The following is an 18,235-nucleotide window of genomic DNA, read 5'->3' on the forward strand; positions in this document are numbered from 1 at the left end:
ACATCCTCCTTAGAGCGGGATGTTCCCGTGCTTTTTCGGTGGACGAGTCTCGCGCTTGTTGCGCAGAATTTCCAGCGCCTCTTTCAGCTTCTGACGCGTTTCGCGCGGGTCGATCACATCATCGACCATCCCCAGCGATGCTGCCACATAGGGGTTGGCAAACTTCTCTTTGTACTCGGCGATCTTCTGCGCCCGCGTTTCCATCGGGTTCTCGCTTTCGGCAATCTCTTTGGCGAACACGATGTTCGCTGCACCCTCTGCGCCCATGACCGCCACTTCGCCGGTCGGCCAAGAGTAGACGAGATCGGCACCGATCGCTTTGGAGTTGAGCGCCACATAGGCGCCGCCAAACGCTTTGCGCAAGATGATCGTGATCTTCGGCACGGTCGCTTCCGAGTAGGCGTAGAGGATTTTTGCTCCGTGGCGAATGATGCCGCGGTGCTCCTGCATGACGCCTGGGATGAAGCCGGTCACATCTTCGAACGTGATCAGCGGAATGTTGAAACAGTCGCAGAAGCGGATAAAGCGGGAGATCTTGTCGGACGAGTCGATATCGAGACCTCCTGCCATAAACTTCGGCTGGTTGGCGACGATCCCGATCGGATGCCCTTCGATGCGCGCAAGGCCGATGACCGCATTTTTAGCAAAGTTCGGCTGGACTTCCAGAAAGTCGCCACCGTCGACCACCCGGGTGATCACATCGCGCACATCGTACGCTTTGGTCGCTTCGACCGGCACCACTTCCAGCAGCTCTTCACTGTATCCGTCATCCGGCTTGCAAAAGAGGCGCGGCGGCTCTTCCATGTTGTTTTGCGGCAGGAAGGAGAGCAGTCGGCGCACTTCGTTCAGCACTTCCTCTTCCGTCTTCGCCGTAAAGTGAGCCACGCCAGAAACGCTCGATTGCACGCGCGCTCCCCCGAGGTTTTCGGCCGAGATGTTCTCGCCGGTCACCGTCTCGATCACCTTCGGTCCGGTGATGAACATCTGCGAAGTTCCCTCGACCATAAAGATAAAGTCGGTGATCGCAGGCGAATAGACCGCACCGCCTGCGCACGGCCCCATGATCACCGAAATCTGCGGAATCACGCCGGAGTAAATCGAGTTGCGGTAGAAGATGTGCCCATATCCGTCGAGCGACGATACGCCCTCCTGAATGCGCGCTCCACCCGAATCGTTCAACCCGATGACCGGAGCGCCGTTCTTGGCTGCCAAATCCATGATCTTGGCGACCTTCAGCGCGTGCATCTCGCCGAGCGCTCCGCCGAAGACGGTAAAGTCTTGCGCGAACACATAGACGATGCGGCCGTTGATCTTGCCCCATCCGGTGACCACGCCTTCCCCCGGCCCCTCCAGATCGGCCATCCCAAAATGGGTGGCGCGATGTTCGATAAACGGGTTGAGTTCGCGGAAGGTGCCTTCGTCGAGCAGGATCTCCAAGCGCTCACGAGCGGTCAGCTTGCCTTTGTCATGTTGGGAGGCAATTCGCTTATCGCCGCCGCCAAGCTCGATCTTGCGGCGTCGATCATGCAGTTCCATCAGCTTCTTTTCCACTTACTATTCCTCCTCTTCCTCGATGCTTTGGCAGAACTCGGTCAGAACTCCGTGCGTATCCTTCGGATGGACAAAGCCGATCAGCTTGCCGTGCCCCCCGCGCCGCGGCTGCTCGTCGATCAAGCGCAGACCTTGCGCTTTCGCATGATCGAGCGCCGCCTGCACATCTTGCACCGCATAGGCGATATGGTGGATGCCCTGCCCTTTTTTCTCGATGTATTTGGCGATCGGCGACTCGGGCGAAGTCGGTTCGAGCAGCTCGACACAGCTGTCCCCCACCTGCAGAAAGATGGCGCGAACCATCTGGTCTTCGATGATCTCCTCGTGGATCACCTTGAGGCCGATCCCGTTCGTGTAGGTCGGGAGGGTCTCTTCGATGCTTTGAACTGCCACCCCGAGATGGTCGATCTTATATGGCACGTGCGACATTCGTTCTACCCCCGTTCTTTGACGTGAGCATATATGTATTCTGACATCGCCGAGAGCGGAGTGCCCGGTGTGAACACTTCGGCGATTCCAGCGGAGCGAAGCGCCGGGATATCCTCATCCGGGATGACCCCTCCGCCGATGACCAGCACGTCGTCCGCCCCTTGTTCTTGCAACAGGCGCACCACCTCTGGAAACAGGTGCATGTGAGCGCCAGACAGGGAGGAGAGACCGATCACGTCGACATCCTCCTGGATCGCCGATGCGACGATCTGCTGCGGCGTTTGGCGAAGGCCGGTGTAGATCACTTCCATGCCCGCATCGCGGAGCGCTTTGGCGACCACCAGCGCACCGCGATCATGACCGTCAAGCCCCGGCTTGGCAACAAGTACACGAATTTTTGTCTCAGACATGATGTGCTCCTCCTCTTACCACTGTGCCGGCTGATATTCGCCGAACACGTCGCGCATGACGTTACAGATTTCGCCAAGCGTCGCATACGCCTTGACCGATTCGATGATGAACGGCATCAGATTGTCCGATCCCTTCGCCGCCTGCCTGAGCGCTGTCAGCGCAGCTTCCACCGCGTCGTTGTCGCGCGTCTTGCGCAGCTCTGCCAAGCGCTCGTTTTGGATGCGCTCAAGCTCCGGATTGATCTTTTGCAACTCCGGCTTCGGCTCGTTCTCGATGCGGAACTTGTTCACGCCGACAACCACCGAGGATGCGTCTTCGATCGACATCTGCGCATGGTACGCCGCATTTTGAATCTCCCGTTGCATATATCCCTGCTCGATCGCCTTGACAGCTCCGCCCATCTCATCGATCTTGGCGATGTATTCGAGCGCTTGGCGCTCAACCTCATCGGTCAGCGACTCGATGTAGTAGGAGCCGGCCAGCGGGTCGACCGTATCGGCCACACCGCTTTCGTAGGCGATGATCTGCTGCGTGCGCAGCGCGATGCGCGCCGATTCTTCAGTTGGCAGCGCCAGCGCTTCGTCCTTCGAGTTGGTGTGCAGCGACTGCGTGCCGCCGAGAACTGCGGCGAGCGCCTGCAGGGTGACGCGGACGATGTTGTTGTCCGGCTGTTGTGCCGTCAGCGTCGAGCCGCCCGTCTGCGTGTGGAAGCGCAGTTGCCAAGACTTCGGATCGCGCGCGCCGAAGCGCTCCTTCATGATGCGCGACCAGATGCGGCGCGCCGCACGGAACTTGGCGATCTCTTCGAGAAAGTTGTTGTGCGCGTTAAAGAAAAAGGACAGGCGAGGTGCGAAGCGGTCGACATCGAGGCCCGACTTCACCGCCGCATCGACGTAGGCGATCGCGTTGGAGAGGGTGAATGCCACCTCTTGCACGGCGGTCGAACCGGCTTCGCGAATGTGATAGCCGGAGATCGAGATCGTGTTCCAGTTCGGGACGTGCTCGGCACAATAGCCGAAGATGTCGGTGATCAGGCGCATCGACGCCTCCGGCGGATAGATGTATGTACCCCGAGCCACGTACTCTTTTAAGATGTCATTCTGAATGGTACCTGAGATCTTGTCTGCCGATACCCCTTGCTTCTCCGCGACCGCGATATACATCGCAAGCAAGACGGAAGCGGGCGCATTGATCGTCATCGACGTGGAAACTTTGTCCAACTCGATTCCGCTGAGCAGCGTCTCCATATCTTTGAGCGAGGCGATCGCCACCCCGACCTTCCCCACTTCCCCTATTGCCATCAGATCGTCCGAATCGTATCCGATCTGCGTCGGCAGGTCAAAAGCGGTCGAAAGTCCGGTCTGGCCGTTTTCAAGCAAATATTTAAAGCGCAGGTTGGTCTCTTCTGCCGATCCAAAGCCAGAGTATTGGCGCATCGTCCAAAAGCGCGAGCGGTACATCGTCGGTTGAACCCCGCGCGTGTACGGATACTCGCCTGGGAATCCGAGCTTCTCTAAGTAGTCACCCGAGAGGTCGTCCTGCGTGTACAGCCGTTTGACCTCGATCGTTTCTGCAGATGTGCGAAACTGTTCGCTGCGCTCAGGAAAACGGGATGCCGCTTTGTCCGCCTTCGCCTGCCAGTCCTGCAATCTCGTCTTGAAGTCTGACATCAATCAAAACCTCCTACATATGTACTTCTATGTGTTCATTTAAACGCTGTCACCAGATGCTCTCACCATGAAAAAAAAGATTGGCACATAGTGCTTATTATACCACACAACCGCTTTCGACAAGGGGCAATCGGTGAATGAATGCTCATTTTTTGCACAGAAAAAACTGACAAGTTCCGATCGGAAAACTTGTCAGCCTAGTCAGAAAGCCTCAGTCAATCGCTTCCTTTATAGTGCTATAGTCGCACAAGGCCCATCGCATCTTTGACGCGGTTGACCGTCCGCTCGGCGATGGTGCGCGCTTTTTCAGCAGAAGCGACCAAAATCTTGTCCAGCTCTGCCGGATCGTTCAGCTCTTCATATCGCTTCTGAATCGCGCTGAGCTTATCGGTCATCAGCTCGACCAGATCTTTTTTCAGGTTGCCGTAGCCCTGACCTTGGTAGCGAGCGACCAGTTCTTCCACGCTCGCGTTGGCGAACAGCGAATAGATCGTCAACAGGTTGGAGATTCCCGGCTTGTTCTCCTCATCAAAGCGGATCTCGTTCTCCGTGTCGGTCACAGCGCGCATGATTTTCTTTTTGAACACGCTCGGCTGTTCGAGGATCGCGATGCGGGAGTTTTCGTTCTCCGCCGATTTGGACATCTTTTTGGTCGGCTCGTCCAGCGCCATGATCCGTGCGCCAAACTTTTGAATCTGCGGTTCGGGGATGACGAACGTCTCGCCAAACCGCCCGTTGAAGCGCTCGGCGATGTCGCGGGTCAATTCGATGTGCTGCTTCTGATCATCGCCGACCGGCACATGCGTCGCATCGTAGAGCAAGATGTCTGCAGCCATCAGGATCGGATAGGTATAAAGTCCCACATGGACCGATTGCTTCCCTTCCGACTTGTCCTTGAATTGAGTCATTCTGTTCAACTCACCCATATAGGAAGCGCACTGCAAGATCCACCCCAGCTCCGCATGCTCCTTGACATGGGACTGGATGAAGACGGTCGCTTTGTTCGGATCGACACCGCTCGCCAAGTACAGCTGTACGATCTCACGAGACCGCTTGCGCAGTTCCGCCGGATCTTGCGGCACGGTGATCGCATGCAGATCGACGACGCAGTAAAGAGCTTCCGCCTCGTTTTGCAGTTCCACAAACTGCTTGATCGCTCCCAAATAGTTGCCGATCGTCAGGTTTCCTGACGGTTGTACACCAGAAAATACTCGTCTCAAGCTAAACGGCTCCTCTCGTTCTCAACACAATGTTTATACCTTGCATTTTAGCATAAGTTGGGTGCTGAAAACACCATTGCCAAAAGCTGCATAAAAAGTTGATAGTTGGTTAACATCCCCACTCGAAAATAAACTCAGTTTAAACGTTACTACCCATTAAGTTGACGAGGGGTTAGGATAGAAGTATAATTTTAATGGGGATTGAAGAAAAAATTACCATTGGGGGATGGGCAAAGTTATGCGATTTGAAAAAAAGGGGAACGGTTCTTCTGGGGAGAAGACCGCACAAAACAAAGTTTTCGCTGCAATGGGGAAAGCGAAAGCATCTGACAGTTTGAAAAGCTTCTATGCCAAACACTGGCAAGCTCCTTTGCCGGTGCTTGAGTTGCAGGCGGATTTCTCGCGTGGCCAGAAAAAGGGGTCGGCTCGCGAGACGCACTCTGTAGCTCTGTCTTCCAGTCTGGAGAAGCGTCTTCGCGCGTTTTGCCGCACTTCGAACGTGACGCTCTCAACGACGATCCTCGCCGGGTTTGCGGCGCTTTTGCACCGCTACAGCCGCGGCAGCGACCTGCTGGTCGGCGTCCATTGCTCCGCGTTGACCGAGTATATGGACAACCCGCAAGAGAAGGACTTCATTTTGCCGCTTCGCGCCGACTTTTCGCAACACTCCGACTTCTTAGGGGTGCTTGCAGACATCAATCTGGCAACGTTGGTGGCACAAACTTGTGACATCGAACAGTTGCTCGAATTGACGATCGCCGAAAACCCAGCGTTTGGCAATCTGACCTTCCCTGCTTGCTTTGCTGTGCAAAACGAGCAGACTGGCAAAATGATCGACTGGTCGAATGAGGACCTCGGCGTTGAAATCGGCATCACCGTCATCGAGAGCGCTTCCGCACCGCAGGTTTCGTTTACGTACGACTCCGCTCTGTTCAAATCGTCGACCATTGAACGAATGGCGCAAAACTTCTTGGTGTTGCTCAATTCGATCGCCGAAAAGCCGAAGCAATCTCCGAAGGAGATGGACATGCTTTGCCGCGAAGAACTGCAACTGATCAACTCGTTCAATCAGACACAAGCTGCGTATCCAGCTGACAGCACTATTGTCGAACTTTTTGAACAACAGGTGGCAGCTCGGCCGAACTCTGTCGCACTTCGCTTCCAAGATCAGGAGTTGACCTACGCACAGCTGGACGCTCATGCTAACCAACTTGCGCACGCACTTCGCGAGCGCGGTTGCCAAACGGAGACGATCACAGCGCTTGTGCTCGACCGCTCTTTGGAGCTGGTGGTCAGCATCCTCGGCGTTCTTAAATCGGGCGGCGCCTATGTGCCGATCGATCCGGACGCTCCACAAGGGCGCATCGACTATCTGTTGAGCGATTCGGGAGCTCCCGTCGTGCTGACGAAGTCCCATCTTTTGGACAAGCTATCCAACTATGAAGGCAACCTGTTCTGTCTCGATGATCTTTCCGTTCTCTCGTCTTACAGCGCGACAAAAGTGCCGACGGACATCACCGCTGAGAGCTTAGCTTATATCATTTATACGTCCGGTTCCACCGGCAAACCGAAAGGCACGCTCCTCATGCATCGCGGGGTCAGCTGCCTCGCACTCGCGCAAGGCGAGCTGTTTGGCGTAAACGAACACAGCCGTTCGCTGCAGTTTACGTCCATCTCGTTCGATCCTTCGATCTTGGAGATGTTCCCAGTTCTGCTGCGCGGGGGTACGCTGGTGCAAGCACCGTCTGACGTATTGCGTGACCCGATCGCACTTTCCGAGCTGATGAAAAACGAAAAGATCACCTTCTGGGCAACCGTTCCTTCTGCGATCGCACAGCTGCCAATCGATGGCGCACCTTACTTGGAGACGATCGTGACGGGTGGCGACGTATGCCCGCCCGCACTGGCTGAAACATGGGGCAAACAAGTAAACTTCATGAACGTTTACGGCCCAACAGAAGCGACTGTCTGTGTGACTGCTTGGTCTTCCAAACGCGAAAAAGCGATTGAATCACCGCTTCCGATCGGACGTCCGCTGCCAAATGTTGAAATCTACATTTTGGACGCGAACCTCAACATGATGCCGGTCGGCGCGTGCGGCGAAATCTACATCGCAGAACCAGGTCTTGCGCGCGGCTATCTGAAGCGCCCCGATCTGACTGCAGAAAAGTTCATTGACAACCCGTTCGTTTCGGGAACCAAAATGTACAAGTCGGGAGACCTCGGTCGCTACCGTGAAGATGGCCAGATCGAATTCTTAGGTCGGGCAGACAACCAGGTCAAAATTCGCGGTTACCGAATTGAATTAGGTGAGATCGAATCCACTCTGATGCAGCACGAGTCTGTCAAAGAGTGCGTTGTGATTGCGAGCGCCGATCCACTCGGTCAGAAGCGCTTGGTCGGCTATGTTGTCTCCGATACGAAAGCGGATGCAACCGAGCTGAAAGCGTTTTTGAAAGAGACGTTGGCCGATTACATGGTCCCCTCTTACATCCTGCAAATTGAGTCGATCCCGGTTACGATCAACGGCAAGATCGACCCGAAAGCGTTGCCAGCTCCGGAAGATGTGATCGGCGCGTGTGACGCTGAGTACGATGCGCCGGAAAACGAGATGCAGCAACTGATCGCCGATGCGTGGGCGGAAGTGCTCGGCTTGAAACAGATCGGCATCCATGAGAACTTTTTCTCGATGGGCGGTCATTCGCTCAACATCCTGCCCTCGATCGTCAAGCTGAAAACGCAGTTTCCGATGTTGACCATCCAAGATTACTATAAGCATCCGACAGTTGCTGAGCTTGAACGCTACCTGTCTTCGCAGACTGCACAATCGAAGGATGTCTCCGCTCGCTTCGAAAGCTGTGCAACCAAGCTGCAGAGCTTGAGCCAGCCGAAAGCGGAAAAGCGTGCGACCCACACTTGGATCGCCGACGAGACAAAAGCGGTCTTCTTGACCGGCGCGACCGGATATCTCGGCGCGCACATCCTGAGCAATCTGCTGCAAGATACGGACGCGCACGTCTACTGCTTGGTGCGCCCTGCAAAAGGAACCACCGCTCTGGAGCGCCTTCGCGATACGCTGAGCTTCTACTTCGGCCGCAAGGTGGCGAAGAAGGTCAACGATCGGGTCACCGTCTTCGTTGGCGACTTGGAAGCGGAAGGTCTCGGGTTGACCGAGCAGGAAACGGAGCTGTTGCACAGCGTCGATACGATCATCCACTGCGGTGCAGATGTCCGCTATTTCGGCGATACGGAACATTTCCTCAACGTCAACATCCGCTCGACCACGCAGTTGCTCGACGTGGCAAGAGCGCGCGAAGGCGTGCGCTTTCACTATGTGTCGACGCTGAGCATCGTCGGTTGGTCGGAAAACGACCCGCTGGAGATCGTAGCGAAGGAGTCTGAGTTTGACCGCGGTCAGAAATTTGACAACGTGTATGCAGAAAGCAAGTTCATCGCAGAAAAGCTCGTTCGCGAGGCGATGGACGAAGGAATCCCCGTCACTGTTTATCGCGTTGGCAATCTGATCGGTCATTCGGAGACGGGCCGCATGCAAAAAAATATCGCAGGCAACGCATTCTATCAATTCGTTAAGGCTACCTTGCTGCTCGGAGTAACAGCACAAGATGAACATTATGTGGATCTAACCCCGGTCGATTATGCGAGCAAAGCGATCGTACACTCTGCCAACCGCACCGATACGGTAGGACGCACGTTGCACCTGTGCAACCCGCAACAGATCAAAACGGAAACGTTTATCCAGCTGTTGCAATCGTTTGGCTACAGCATCTTGCCAGTCGATGGTCCTTCTTATCAGCAGTGGCTGTTCCAATCGAACTCGTCAGAGGAACATCAGGAAGCCCTGCAGTGCATGATGGCGCAGCTGAGCGAAAACGATGATCACGGTTCGATCATTCGCCTGAGCTGCACTGAGACGCAGGAGCTGTTCGCAGGCACCGATGTGGTTTGTCCCGCACCGGATCGAAATCTCATCTATAAGATTCTAAAATATGCGATTAGTATCGATTACATGAAGCCTTCTGCACACTGGTCGTTGTACGAAGCGTTTAACGCTACCTCGTTTGAAGCAGCTTCTGTAGCAAAGAAAAAACAGGTTGCCACCTCCAAGCAAGAACTGGTGATGGCGTAGCAACTGGCATCCCGGACACACCCAAACACTCTGACAGATGTTTCCCGTCTTGTTTCTGTCATCTGTGTGATTGGGTGTGTCTTTTTTGTCCCTTTTACAGACGGCAAGTCATTTTGAGCAGCGTGAAGCCAACATTTTAACCGCCTATCACACACCGCTTTCGGTGTTTTGTAATAGTCCTTTATGATCCAATAAATTTTGAAATTCCATTCTTCCTCACGGCTGATCAATTCCATAGTAAAATTTGGAGACAATCGATTCAGAAGTATACTTTACAAGAAGGATTACGCTCAGTTGATGTAGAATGATTATTCTAACGAAATATTTATTATCTTAAGGCGGTGTGATCTTATGTTTAAGAAGATTTCGTTCTTCCAGAAGAACCTTTTGTTATCCGCAATTTTTGTTTTATTGATCGGAATCACAATGATCGGAGCGAGCTATTACTTCGAAGGCAAGGTGATCAATGAAACATTGTCGCAACAGGGCAAAGGGTTGGGAAGCCTCGTAGCGGGAAGCTTTGACACCGCTCGCGTGAAAGAAGCGATCACCAATACTGACATCAATTCCGATGTGCAAAAACAGTTGATTGCCGAGTTGGATAAGATCGGAGCTAACAATTCGAACATCGCACAGGCCTACATTTTCCAAACGAAAATGAACGCGGATGGCAAGTTTGTCGCAGTGGCCAACCCGACCTCCCTGCTTGAATTGGAAGCTCTGCCAGGTACTGAGCTTGAGCCCTTCCCCGCCTATGTGCTCGCCTATGAAGAGATGCTCAATACGAAAAAACCGACGACCACCGAAGTTTACGACGATCACATCGGCAGTTGGTTCACCACCTTGTCGCCAGTCCTCGACTCCCGCGGAGATGTCGTCGCGGTGCTCGGGATCGACATGAGCGCAAACATCATCGCAGATTCTCAATTGATGATGGTCGAGCGCCTCGGACTTGCGCTCGTCGTGCTGTTCCTGATCATCTTCGCTGTTCAATACTTCAACCTCAAGCGCATGCTGTTCCCGATCAAAGAGCTGTCCCATGCGGTCGATCAGGTCGGATCTGGCAACCTGAATGTCGAGCTTGAAGTGCGCAGCCAAGACGAAGTTGGCGTCGTCGTCGCCGGCTTTAACGAGATGGTAAAAAAGATTCGCAACATGATGCAAGAGATCGAAGGTGCGACCGGTCAACTGGTCACTACGTTCACGCAAGTTGCTTCCGTTTCGGACAACTCGAAAGGTCAAGCGGAGCACGTGTTGCGCTCCTTGCAGGAGATCTCCACCACCACCGAGTACCTCGCATCTGAGGCGGAGCGCGGCAACAGCCAGCTGTGGGATATCAACACGAAGATCGGCGAGATTCTCACTCACACGTCGGAAGCGCACAGCTCGATCGAAAAGTGCGTGGATGAATCTGTGCAAGGTATCGACATCGTCGAGGGTCTCAAACAGAAATCTTCGCAAACGGAAGCGATCACTCTCGGCCTCGGTCAAAAGATCTACTCGTTGGAAGAGCGTACGCGCCGCATCAACTCCCTGCTGTCCAGCATTCAGGACGTTGCCGAACAGACCGGCCTGCTGTCGCTGAACGCCTCGATCGAAGCGGCCCGCGCTGGTGAACACGGTCGTGGTTTCTCCGTCGTCGCCGATGAGATTCGCAAGCTGTCTGCCAACACGAAACAAGCTTCGCAGGAGATCGACGAGCTGCTCAGCGACATCTCCCGCGATATCGTTTCGACCGGCCAAGAGATGCGCATCGCCGAGGATTCGCTGCGCGAGCAGACCACCCAGGTCGAAGACACGATCCAAAGCTTCTACCACATCCGCAACACGGTGCAGCAAGTCGCAAGCTCTGTACAAAAGGTCACGCAGACGATCCAAGTGGTCGAGCAGAGCAAAGAGTCGTTGCTCGCCACCGTCGAATCTGTCTCGTCGATGTCGGAGCAGACGGCCGCTTCGGTCGAGCTGATTCAACAGAACTTTACAGAACAGCTCAAATCGATCTACTCGCTCAACGAGTCGAACCAAGCGCTCCAAGAGCAAGCGAGCCGTCTGGCAAGCCAGCTGATCCGCACCGAAGACCAATCGAAAGATCCGGAGACAGTTTAACCGAGCTGTCGACCAGAACACAAAAAGCAACCGGCCTCCGCGGCCGGTTGCTTTTTTGCTGCTGATGATCAAATGCGTATGCGCGCTGCTGCACGCTTGTTACTCATACATGCGATCGGTGCGAAAGGCGTTGTTTTCGCTCGCCGCTTCCCCCTGCCCCGAAGCGATGCGTTCTCGAATGTCGTCTGTCGGCCATTCGACGCTCGCGCCGAACACTTCTTGGAACGCCATCACCCAGCGCAGCTTCATCTCCTGCATATCGGGAGCGGAGCCGAGCAGCTGATGCAAAGAGGTGACGCCATACTCAGTGATGCCACAGGGAACGATATACCCGAAATGACGCAGGTCAGGATGGATGTTAAAGGCAAACCCGTGCGAGGTGATAAACCCTTTGTGCGCCGTATCTCGATTCGCCTTGACACCGATCGCACAGATCTTCTCCTCCCCCACCCAGGTGCCTGTCAGCCCCTCTTTTCGCCCCGCTTGAATCCCGAAGTCTGCCAGCAGACGGATCACAACCTCTTCGAGCATTCGCACATAGAGCCGCACGTCGTTCTTCCACGACTCCAGATGTAAGATCGGATAGCCGACCAACTGACCCGGCCCATGATAGGTCACATCGCCCCCACGGTCCACATCGAACATCGAGATCCCGATCTGTTCGCGCTCTTTTGCCGTCACCAAAACGTGCTCGGCACCGCCTGCACGACCGATCGTGAACACGGGAGGATGCTCCAACAGCAGGATCGTGTTGGAGAGCTTCCCCTCTCGCATCGCCCGAACCGCCTGTTTTTGCAGCTCAAAAACAGGTCCGTACTCCACTTTCCCAAGATCATAGACATGACAATGCGGCTTCATGCTCGACCCCTCCTTACAAAAGGGCCACAGCAGACGCTGTGACCCGATTGATTACGCGTTATCTCTGAACTTTTGATCGGCCGACTGCGCCTGCTCATGCGCATGATAGGAACTGCGCACCAGCGGACCCGATTCGACATGCTTAAAGCCGCGTTTGAGCGCTTCCTCTTTCAGCGCTGCAAACTCATCCGGGGTCCAATACTTCTTCACCAAGAGGTGTTTCTTCGTCGGCTGCAGATATTGCCCCATCGTCATGATGTCCACATCGACAGCGCGCAGATCATCCATCACCTGGATGATCTCCTCCCACGTCTCGCCATGCCCTAACATCAGCGATGACTTGGTCGGGATCTGCGGCTTGTATTCCTTGGCGAAGCGCAACACTTCGAGCGTGCGATCATAGGTCGCTTTGGCGCGAACTCTCGGCGTCAAGCGGCGCACCGTCTCGATGTTGTGATTGAAAATGTCAGGCTCTGCGTCGAGCAGCACTTTCAACGATTCGTATTGACCGCCCATATCGGACGGCAGCACCTCTACTGTGCACAGCGGCAAGCGGCGGCGAATGGCTCGTACCGTCTCTGCAAACACAGATGCACCGTGATCTTTCAAATCGTCTCGCGCAACCGAAGTCACCACAGCGTGCCGCAGTTTCATGATCTCAGCCGAGTCGGCCACGCGCTCCGGCTCCTGCAGATCGAGCTCAGACGGAAGGCCGGTCTTCACCGCGCAGAATCCACAAGCGCGAGTACAGATATCGCCGAGGATCATAAAGGTTGCCGTGCGGTTCTCCCAGCACTCGTAGATGTTGGGACAACGCGCTTCTTCACAGACGGTGTGGAGCGTATTTCCCCGCAACAGATCTTTTAGTTCCGTGAAGTTCGGGCCCGTGCGCAGTTGAATCTTCAACCAGTCAGGCCGTCGCAACGGGCGCTCCTCCTCTGTTGCCTTCGGGGAATCGCTCAGAACGTTTAGTTCTTCCACGCTGACACACCTCTTTCCTCAAATCTTAGTACAAGTTGGGCTCTACATAGGACTCGATGCGCTTTTTGACCGCTTGCAGGAAGCGGCCGCAAACCAGACCGTCGAGAATCCGATGGTCGAGCGACATGCACATGTTCATCATCGAGCGGATCGCGAACGAATCATCCGGCATGACGACCGGGCGCTTGACGATCGCTTCCATCGACAGGATCGCAGCCTGTGGCGAATTGATGATCGGCATCGATTGAACCGAGCCGAACGATCCTGTGTTGTTGACGGTGAACGTGCCGCCCGACATGTCGTCCGGCGTGAGCTTTCCTGCGCGCGCGCGCTTCGCCAGATCGTTGATCGCATGCGACAGGCCCAAAATGCTCAGGCGATCCGCATTTTTGATCACCGGGACGAAAAGCGCATCTTCGGTCGCCACCGCGATCGAGATGTTGATGTCTTTTTTAATAATAATCTTATCATCCTGCCATGTCGAGTTGATAATCGGAAACTCTTTGAGCGACTCGACGACCGCTTTGATGAAGAACGGCAGGAAGGTCAGCGACACGCCCTCTTTCGCTTTGAACGCATCTTTGCTCTTGTCGCGGAACTTGGCGAGCGTGGTCACATCCGCTTCCATCATCGTCCAAGCGTGCGGAGCGGTGTGCTTCGATTCGACCATCCGGCGAGCGATCGTCTTGCGGATGCCCGAAGCTTCGATCACCTGATCGCCGTCTGCCGCCTGATAGGCAGCTTTCGCAGCCGGTGCAGGCGCTGCCGGCGGGGTGGAAACGCCTTGTGCTCCAAGCGCTGTCAAGCCGGTCGCCGGCTCAGTCGGAGCTGCGACCGAAGCGTGATCCTCAGCCGTCTTGGTCAGCTCGGTCGCTGCGCCGCCGCCTTCGACGAAGGACAGCACGTCTTTGCGGGTGATCCGACCGCCCGCACCGGTGCCGACGATCTGGTTCGGATCGAGGTTGTGCTCCTGAATCAGGCGCATCACCGCCGGAGAGAAGCGAGCGCCGCCCGCTGTCCGCGCGGGAGCCGCCTGTGCTTGCGCCGGTTGTGCAGCAGGTGCTGCTGCCCGCTCCGGCTGCGCGACAGCTGCCGCTTGCGGAGCTGCTGCCGGTGCGGGTGCTTCGCCCTCTTCTGCGATCACGGCGATCGGCGTTCCGACCGCGACGGTCGAACCTTCCGGCACGAGAATTTCGGTCAGGGTGCCGACAAACTCGGACGGAACTTCTGCGTTCACTTTATCGGTGATGACTTCTGCAATCGGGTCATACTTGTTGATTTTGTCGCCCACTTGTTTCAGCCACTTGGCGATGGTTCCTTCCGTCACCGACTCGCCAAGCTGAGGCATCAAGATCGTTGCCATGGAGAAGTCCTCCTTACTACGAATTAGAATTTAGCCAGTTCACGAATCGCATCTGCAATCTTCGCAGGGGTGAGCATGTAGAACTTCTCTTGCGGCGGAGAATATGGCATTGCCGGAACGTCTGGACCGCACAAGCGCTGAATCGGCGCATCGAGGTCGAACAGCGCCTCTTCGGAGATGATCGCAGACACTTCCGCACCTACGCCGCCAAACTTGCCGTCCTCGTGGACGATCAACACTTTGCCAGTCTTTCTCGTCGCTTCGAGGATCGCTTCACGGTCGATCGGCTTGATCGTGCGCAGGTCGAGAATGTGTGTGGAGATGCCCTCTTGGGCGAGCGTCTCTGCCGCTTCCAGCGCATAGTGTACCATCAAGCCGTAGGTGATCACGGTGACGTCATCCCCTTCGCGCTTGACATCCGCCTTCCCGATCTCGATCGTGTACGGCTCTGCTGGCACTTCCCCTTTGATCAGTCGGTAACAGCGCTTGTGCTCGAAGAACAGCACCGGGTCGTTGTCCCGAATCGAGGCGATCAACAGCCCTTTCACATCGTACGGTGTGGACGGCATGACGATCTTGATCCCTGGAACGTGGTGGAACAGCGCTTCAACCGATTGGGAGTGGTACAGAGCGCCGTGGACGCCGCCGCCGTATGGAGCGCGAATCGTCATCGGCACCGTCCAGTCCGACTTGGTGCGGTAGCGAATGCGCGCCGCTTCGGACACGATCTGGTTGTAAGCTGGGAAGATAAAATCTGCAAACTGAATTTCAGCTACTGGACGCATCCCGACCATCGCAGCACCGATCGAAACACCGACGATCGCCGACTCGGACAGCGGAGAGTCCATCACGCGATCTTCGCCATACTTTTCGATCAGACCTGCGGTGGCGCGAAATACCCCGCCGCGCACACCGACGTCTTCACCGAGGATAAAGATTGAGGAATCGCGCTCCATCTCCTGATCGAGCGCTTCGGTCACTGCTTCGATATATGATTTAATCGCCATGTCTGCGAGTACCCCCTATCGTTCTTCGTAGACGTGCGTGAGCGCGTCTTCCGGCGCAAAGAACGGCTCTTTTTCTGCCGCTTCAGTGCCTTCGTTGACTTCACGCATTACGCGATCGTTCATCTCTTTTTCTTTCTCTTCGGTCAGAACGCCCTTGTCGCGGAGATACTGCGCAAACGTGATCAGCGGGTCTTGTTTCTTCGCTGCCTCTACCTCTTCACGGCTTCTGTACGCTCTGTCATCATCGTCGGAAGAGTGTGGCACCAGGCGGTAGGTGCGCGCTTCGATCATCGTCGGGCCTTCGCCGTTTCTGCCGCGCTCCGCCGCTTCCTTCGCATATTTGTACACTTCGAGCACATCGTTGCCATCGATCTGGAAGCCTGGCATGCCATAGCCGATCGCGCGATCTGCCGTGTTGTGGTTGCCGAGCTGTTTGGACAGCGGCACAGAGATCGCATAGCCGTTGTTCTCGATGTAGAAGATGCAGGCCAGCTTATGGACGGCAGCAAAGTTGCACGCCTCGTGGAAGTCGCCTTGGTTGGAAGATCCTTCGCCAGTCGAAGTGTAGGCGACGCTCTTCTCACCGCGCATCTTCGCAGCGAGAGCAGCGCCGACCGCGTGCGGAAATTGGGTGGTGACAGGAGAGGAGCCAGACAGGGTGCGATATTTGCGACCGCCGAAATGGCCCGGCATCTGCCGCCCGTTGGAGTTCACATCGCCCGGCTTGGCGAACGCAGACATCATCACTTCGGTCGGCGTTTGGCCGAACACGAGGACGCAGCCGAGATCGCGGTAATAGGGAGCCAGGTAGTCAACATCCTTGTCCAGCGCGTAGGCGGCACCAACCTGTGCTGCCTCTTGGCCTTGACAGGAGATGACAAACGGAATCTTCCCGGCGCGGTTGAGCAACCAGAAACGCTCGTCCAATTTGCGGGCGAGCAGCATAAAGTAGTAGATCTCAAGAACCTGCTCATCAGACAGGCCTAGCTCTTTGTAATCATACTTGGACATGTTGAGACCTCCCTAAAAATGAATCGCTTTGCCATCGACAGCAAGCGCCGCTTCACCGATCGCCTCCGACAAGGTCGGGTGCGGATGGATCGCCAGTCCGATCTCCCACGGCGTCGCATCGAGCAGTTGCGCCAAGCTCGCTTCCGAGATCATATCGGTCGCGTTTTGACCGATGATGTGCACGCCGAGCAGGTCGTTCGTCTTCGCGTCGGCGATCATTTTGACAAAGCCGTCAAATTCGCCGTTGACCAGCGCCTTGCCGATGCCGCGGAACGGGAATTTGCCCACTTTGATCTCGCGTCCCCCATCGCGGAGCTCATCTTCTGTGTAGCCGAGAGAGGCGATCTCCGGACGCGTATATGTACAGCGCGGAATCATCTTGTAGTCGATCGGATGCGGGTGCTCACCTGCGATCACCTCGACCGCGTGAATCCCCTCGTGCGCTGCGATATGCGCCAGCTGCGGGGTGTTGATCACATCGCCGATCGCAAAGATGTTCTTTTCCTTTGTGCGATAGTGTTCGTCCACCTGGATCGTGCCGCGCTCGACCACCACTTCGGTCGCTTCCAGGCCGATGTTTTCAACGTTCGCACCGCGGCCGACCGAGACGAGGATCTTGTCGGCAGCAAACGTTTCGACCGACTCCTTATCCGTTCCGACGTTGACCTTCGCTTGAATGGACACTTGATCCCCTTCGACCTTGACCGTCTCTGCCAGCACGCCGGTCGACGTATGGATCTTGATCTTCGACTTGCGACGTCCGAACAGCTTGGCGAGCTCTGCCGACACGTCCGCATCTTCGAGCGGGAGAATGCGAGGCGCGTATTCGATCATCGTCACCTGCACGCCGAAGTCGGAGAGCATCGATGCCCACTCACAGCCGATAACACCAGCGCCGACGATGATCACCGACTTCGGCAGCTCTTCCATCTGCAGCGCTTCGTCGGAGGTGATCACCCATTTGCCGTCGATTTCAAGGCCTGGCAGCGAGCGAGGATGCGAACCTGTCGCGACGATCACGTTGCGCGGTGCGATGATCTCCGCCTCTCCGTTCGCGCGCTCGACAGAGACAGCGCCAGCGGTCGGCGAGAAGATCGATGGCCCCATCACGCGGCCGATGCCTTCGATGATGTCCACCTTGTTTTTCTTGAGCAAGCTCTGCACGCCTTTGTGCAGGTTGTTGATGATCTTCTCCTTGCGGTTCATCACCGTGGAGAAATCGAGCGATACATCGCCTTCGACCGTCACGCCAAACTCTTTCGATTTTTGCACGGCCGCCATCATCTCGGCGCTTTTGAGCAGCGCTTTCGACGGGATGCATCCGCGGTGCAGACAGGTTCCGCCTACCTTCTCCTTCTCCACCACTGCCACTTTCAACCCGAGCTGGGCAGCACGAATGGCGGCTACATAGCCGCCCGTGCCCCCACCCAGGACCACAACATCGTATTGTTCAGACATTGAATCCTTGGCTCCTTCCGATG

The 18,235-nt window shown here is 55.7% G+C and carries 13 protein-coding genes; 2 read left to right on the plus strand and 11 right to left on the minus strand.

Features of this window, described 5'->3' with window-relative positions:
• Positions 1-9: 9 nt before the first annotated feature.
• The 5 genes from ACFSOY_RS02540 to trpS form a co-directional block, all read right to left on the minus strand.
• A complete protein-coding gene (locus ACFSOY_RS02540; protein ID WP_386044465.1) occupies positions 10-1,536 on the minus strand; it encodes an acyl-CoA carboxylase subunit beta in 1,527 nt (508 codons plus the stop codon).
• 18 nt (positions 1,537-1,554) lie between these two features.
• On the minus strand, positions 1,555-1,980 hold the full coding sequence (mce, locus tag ACFSOY_RS02545; RefSeq protein WP_386043956.1) for a methylmalonyl-CoA epimerase: 426 nt from the start codon (positions 1,978-1,980) through the stop codon (positions 1,555-1,557).
• A 5-nt stretch (positions 1,981-1,985) separates the two neighbouring features.
• The gene (locus ACFSOY_RS02550; protein WP_386043957.1) at positions 1,986-2,390 is read right to left on the minus strand and encodes a cobalamin B12-binding domain-containing protein; all 405 of its coding nucleotides are present in this window, start codon (positions 2,388-2,390) and stop codon (positions 1,986-1,988) included.
• A gap of 15 nt (positions 2,391-2,405) precedes the next feature.
• Positions 2,406-4,061 carry an acyl-CoA mutase large subunit family protein gene (locus tag ACFSOY_RS02555; protein ID WP_386043958.1) on the minus strand — a complete coding sequence of 552 codons (1,656 nt, stop codon included), beginning with the start codon at positions 4,059-4,061 and terminating at the stop codon, positions 2,406-2,408.
• A 236-nt stretch (positions 4,062-4,297) separates the two neighbouring features.
• Complete coding sequence (gene trpS / locus ACFSOY_RS02560; RefSeq protein WP_386043959.1) at positions 4,298-5,281, minus strand: tryptophan--tRNA ligase; 984 nt, start codon at positions 5,279-5,281, stop codon at positions 4,298-4,300.
• Positions 5,282-5,519: 238 nt separating this feature from the next.
• Here trpS and ACFSOY_RS02565 point away from each other — a divergent pair, with 238 nt between their 5' ends.
• Positions 5,520-9,428, plus strand: a complete 3,909-nt coding sequence (locus tag ACFSOY_RS02565; protein WP_386043960.1) for a non-ribosomal peptide synthetase family protein — start codon at positions 5,520-5,522, stop codon at positions 9,426-9,428.
• A 351-nt stretch (positions 9,429-9,779) separates the two neighbouring features.
• Positions 9,780-11,534, plus strand: coding sequence for a methyl-accepting chemotaxis protein (locus ACFSOY_RS02570; RefSeq protein WP_386043961.1), 1,755 nt, complete (start codon positions 9,780-9,782; stop codon positions 11,532-11,534).
• A gap of 99 nt (positions 11,535-11,633) precedes the next feature.
• Here ACFSOY_RS02570 and lipB read toward each other — a convergent pair whose 3' ends face one another.
• The 6 genes from lipB to lpdA are packed head-to-tail and all read right to left on the minus strand — an operon-like array spanning position 11,634 to position 18,212.
• The gene (gene lipB / locus ACFSOY_RS02575; protein WP_386043962.1) at positions 11,634-12,392 is read right to left on the minus strand and encodes a lipoyl(octanoyl) transferase LipB; all 759 of its coding nucleotides are present in this window, start codon (positions 12,390-12,392) and stop codon (positions 11,634-11,636) included.
• Positions 12,393-12,443: 51 nt separating this feature from the next.
• The gene (gene lipA / locus ACFSOY_RS02580) at positions 12,444-13,373 is read right to left on the minus strand and encodes a lipoyl synthase (RefSeq protein ID WP_386043963.1); all 930 of its coding nucleotides are present in this window, start codon (positions 13,371-13,373) and stop codon (positions 12,444-12,446) included.
• Between the two features lie 25 nt (positions 13,374-13,398).
• Positions 13,399-14,736 (minus strand): dihydrolipoamide acetyltransferase family protein, encoded by a 1,338-nt coding sequence (locus ACFSOY_RS02585; protein WP_386043964.1) that lies wholly within the window; start codon positions 14,734-14,736, stop codon positions 13,399-13,401.
• Between the two features lie 23 nt (positions 14,737-14,759).
• Complete coding sequence (locus ACFSOY_RS02590; protein WP_386043965.1) at positions 14,760-15,743, minus strand: alpha-ketoacid dehydrogenase subunit beta; 984 nt, start codon at positions 15,741-15,743, stop codon at positions 14,760-14,762.
• A gap of 15 nt (positions 15,744-15,758) precedes the next feature.
• Positions 15,759-16,754: a thiamine pyrophosphate-dependent dehydrogenase E1 component subunit alpha gene (locus ACFSOY_RS02595; protein ID WP_386043966.1), complete on the minus strand. Its 996-nt coding sequence runs from the start codon at positions 16,752-16,754 to the stop codon at positions 15,759-15,761.
• Positions 16,755-16,766: 12 nt separating this feature from the next.
• Entirely contained in the window at positions 16,767-18,212 is a 1,446-nt protein-coding gene (lpdA, locus tag ACFSOY_RS02600; RefSeq protein WP_386043967.1) for a dihydrolipoyl dehydrogenase, read from the minus strand.
• Positions 18,213-18,235 lie beyond the last annotated feature (23 nt).

Origin of the sequence: Tumebacillus lipolyticus (assembly GCF_042682745.1) — a bacterium.
Lineage (GTDB): Bacteria > Bacillota > Bacilli > Tumebacillales > Tumebacillaceae > Tumebacillus_A > Tumebacillus_A lipolyticus.

Coding starts and splice junctions, on each gene's coding strand:
- ACFSOY_RS02590 (WP_386043965.1), bottom strand. CDS start 15,743: ATGGCGATTAAATCATATATCGAAGCAGTGACCGAAGCGCTCGATCAG.
- mce (WP_386043956.1), bottom strand. CDS start 1,980: ATGTCGCACGTGCCATATAAGATCGACCATCTCGGGGTGGCAGTTCAA.
- ACFSOY_RS02550 (WP_386043957.1), bottom strand. CDS start 2,390: ATGTCTGAGACAAAAATTCGTGTACTTGTTGCCAAGCCGGGGCTTGAC.
- ACFSOY_RS02565 (WP_386043960.1), top strand. CDS start 5,520: ATGCGATTTGAAAAAAAGGGGAACGGTTCTTCTGGGGAGAAGACCGCA.
- ACFSOY_RS02570 (WP_386043961.1), top strand. CDS start 9,780: ATGTTTAAGAAGATTTCGTTCTTCCAGAAGAACCTTTTGTTATCCGCA.
- lipB (WP_386043962.1), bottom strand. CDS start 12,392: ATGAAGCCGCATTGTCATGTCTATGATCTTGGGAAAGTGGAGTACGGA.
- ACFSOY_RS02555 (WP_386043958.1), bottom strand. CDS start 4,061: ATGTCAGACTTCAAGACGAGATTGCAGGACTGGCAGGCGAAGGCGGAC.
- ACFSOY_RS02585 (WP_386043964.1), bottom strand. CDS start 14,736: ATGGCAACGATCTTGATGCCTCAGCTTGGCGAGTCGGTGACGGAAGGA.
- lpdA (WP_386043967.1), bottom strand. CDS start 18,212: ATGTCTGAACAATACGATGTTGTGGTCCTGGGTGGGGGCACGGGCGGC.
- ACFSOY_RS02540 (WP_386044465.1), bottom strand. CDS start 1,536: ATGGAACTGCATGATCGACGCCGCAAGATCGAGCTTGGCGGCGGCGAT.
- ACFSOY_RS02595 (WP_386043966.1), bottom strand. CDS start 16,754: ATGTCCAAGTATGATTACAAAGAGCTAGGCCTGTCTGATGAGCAGGTT.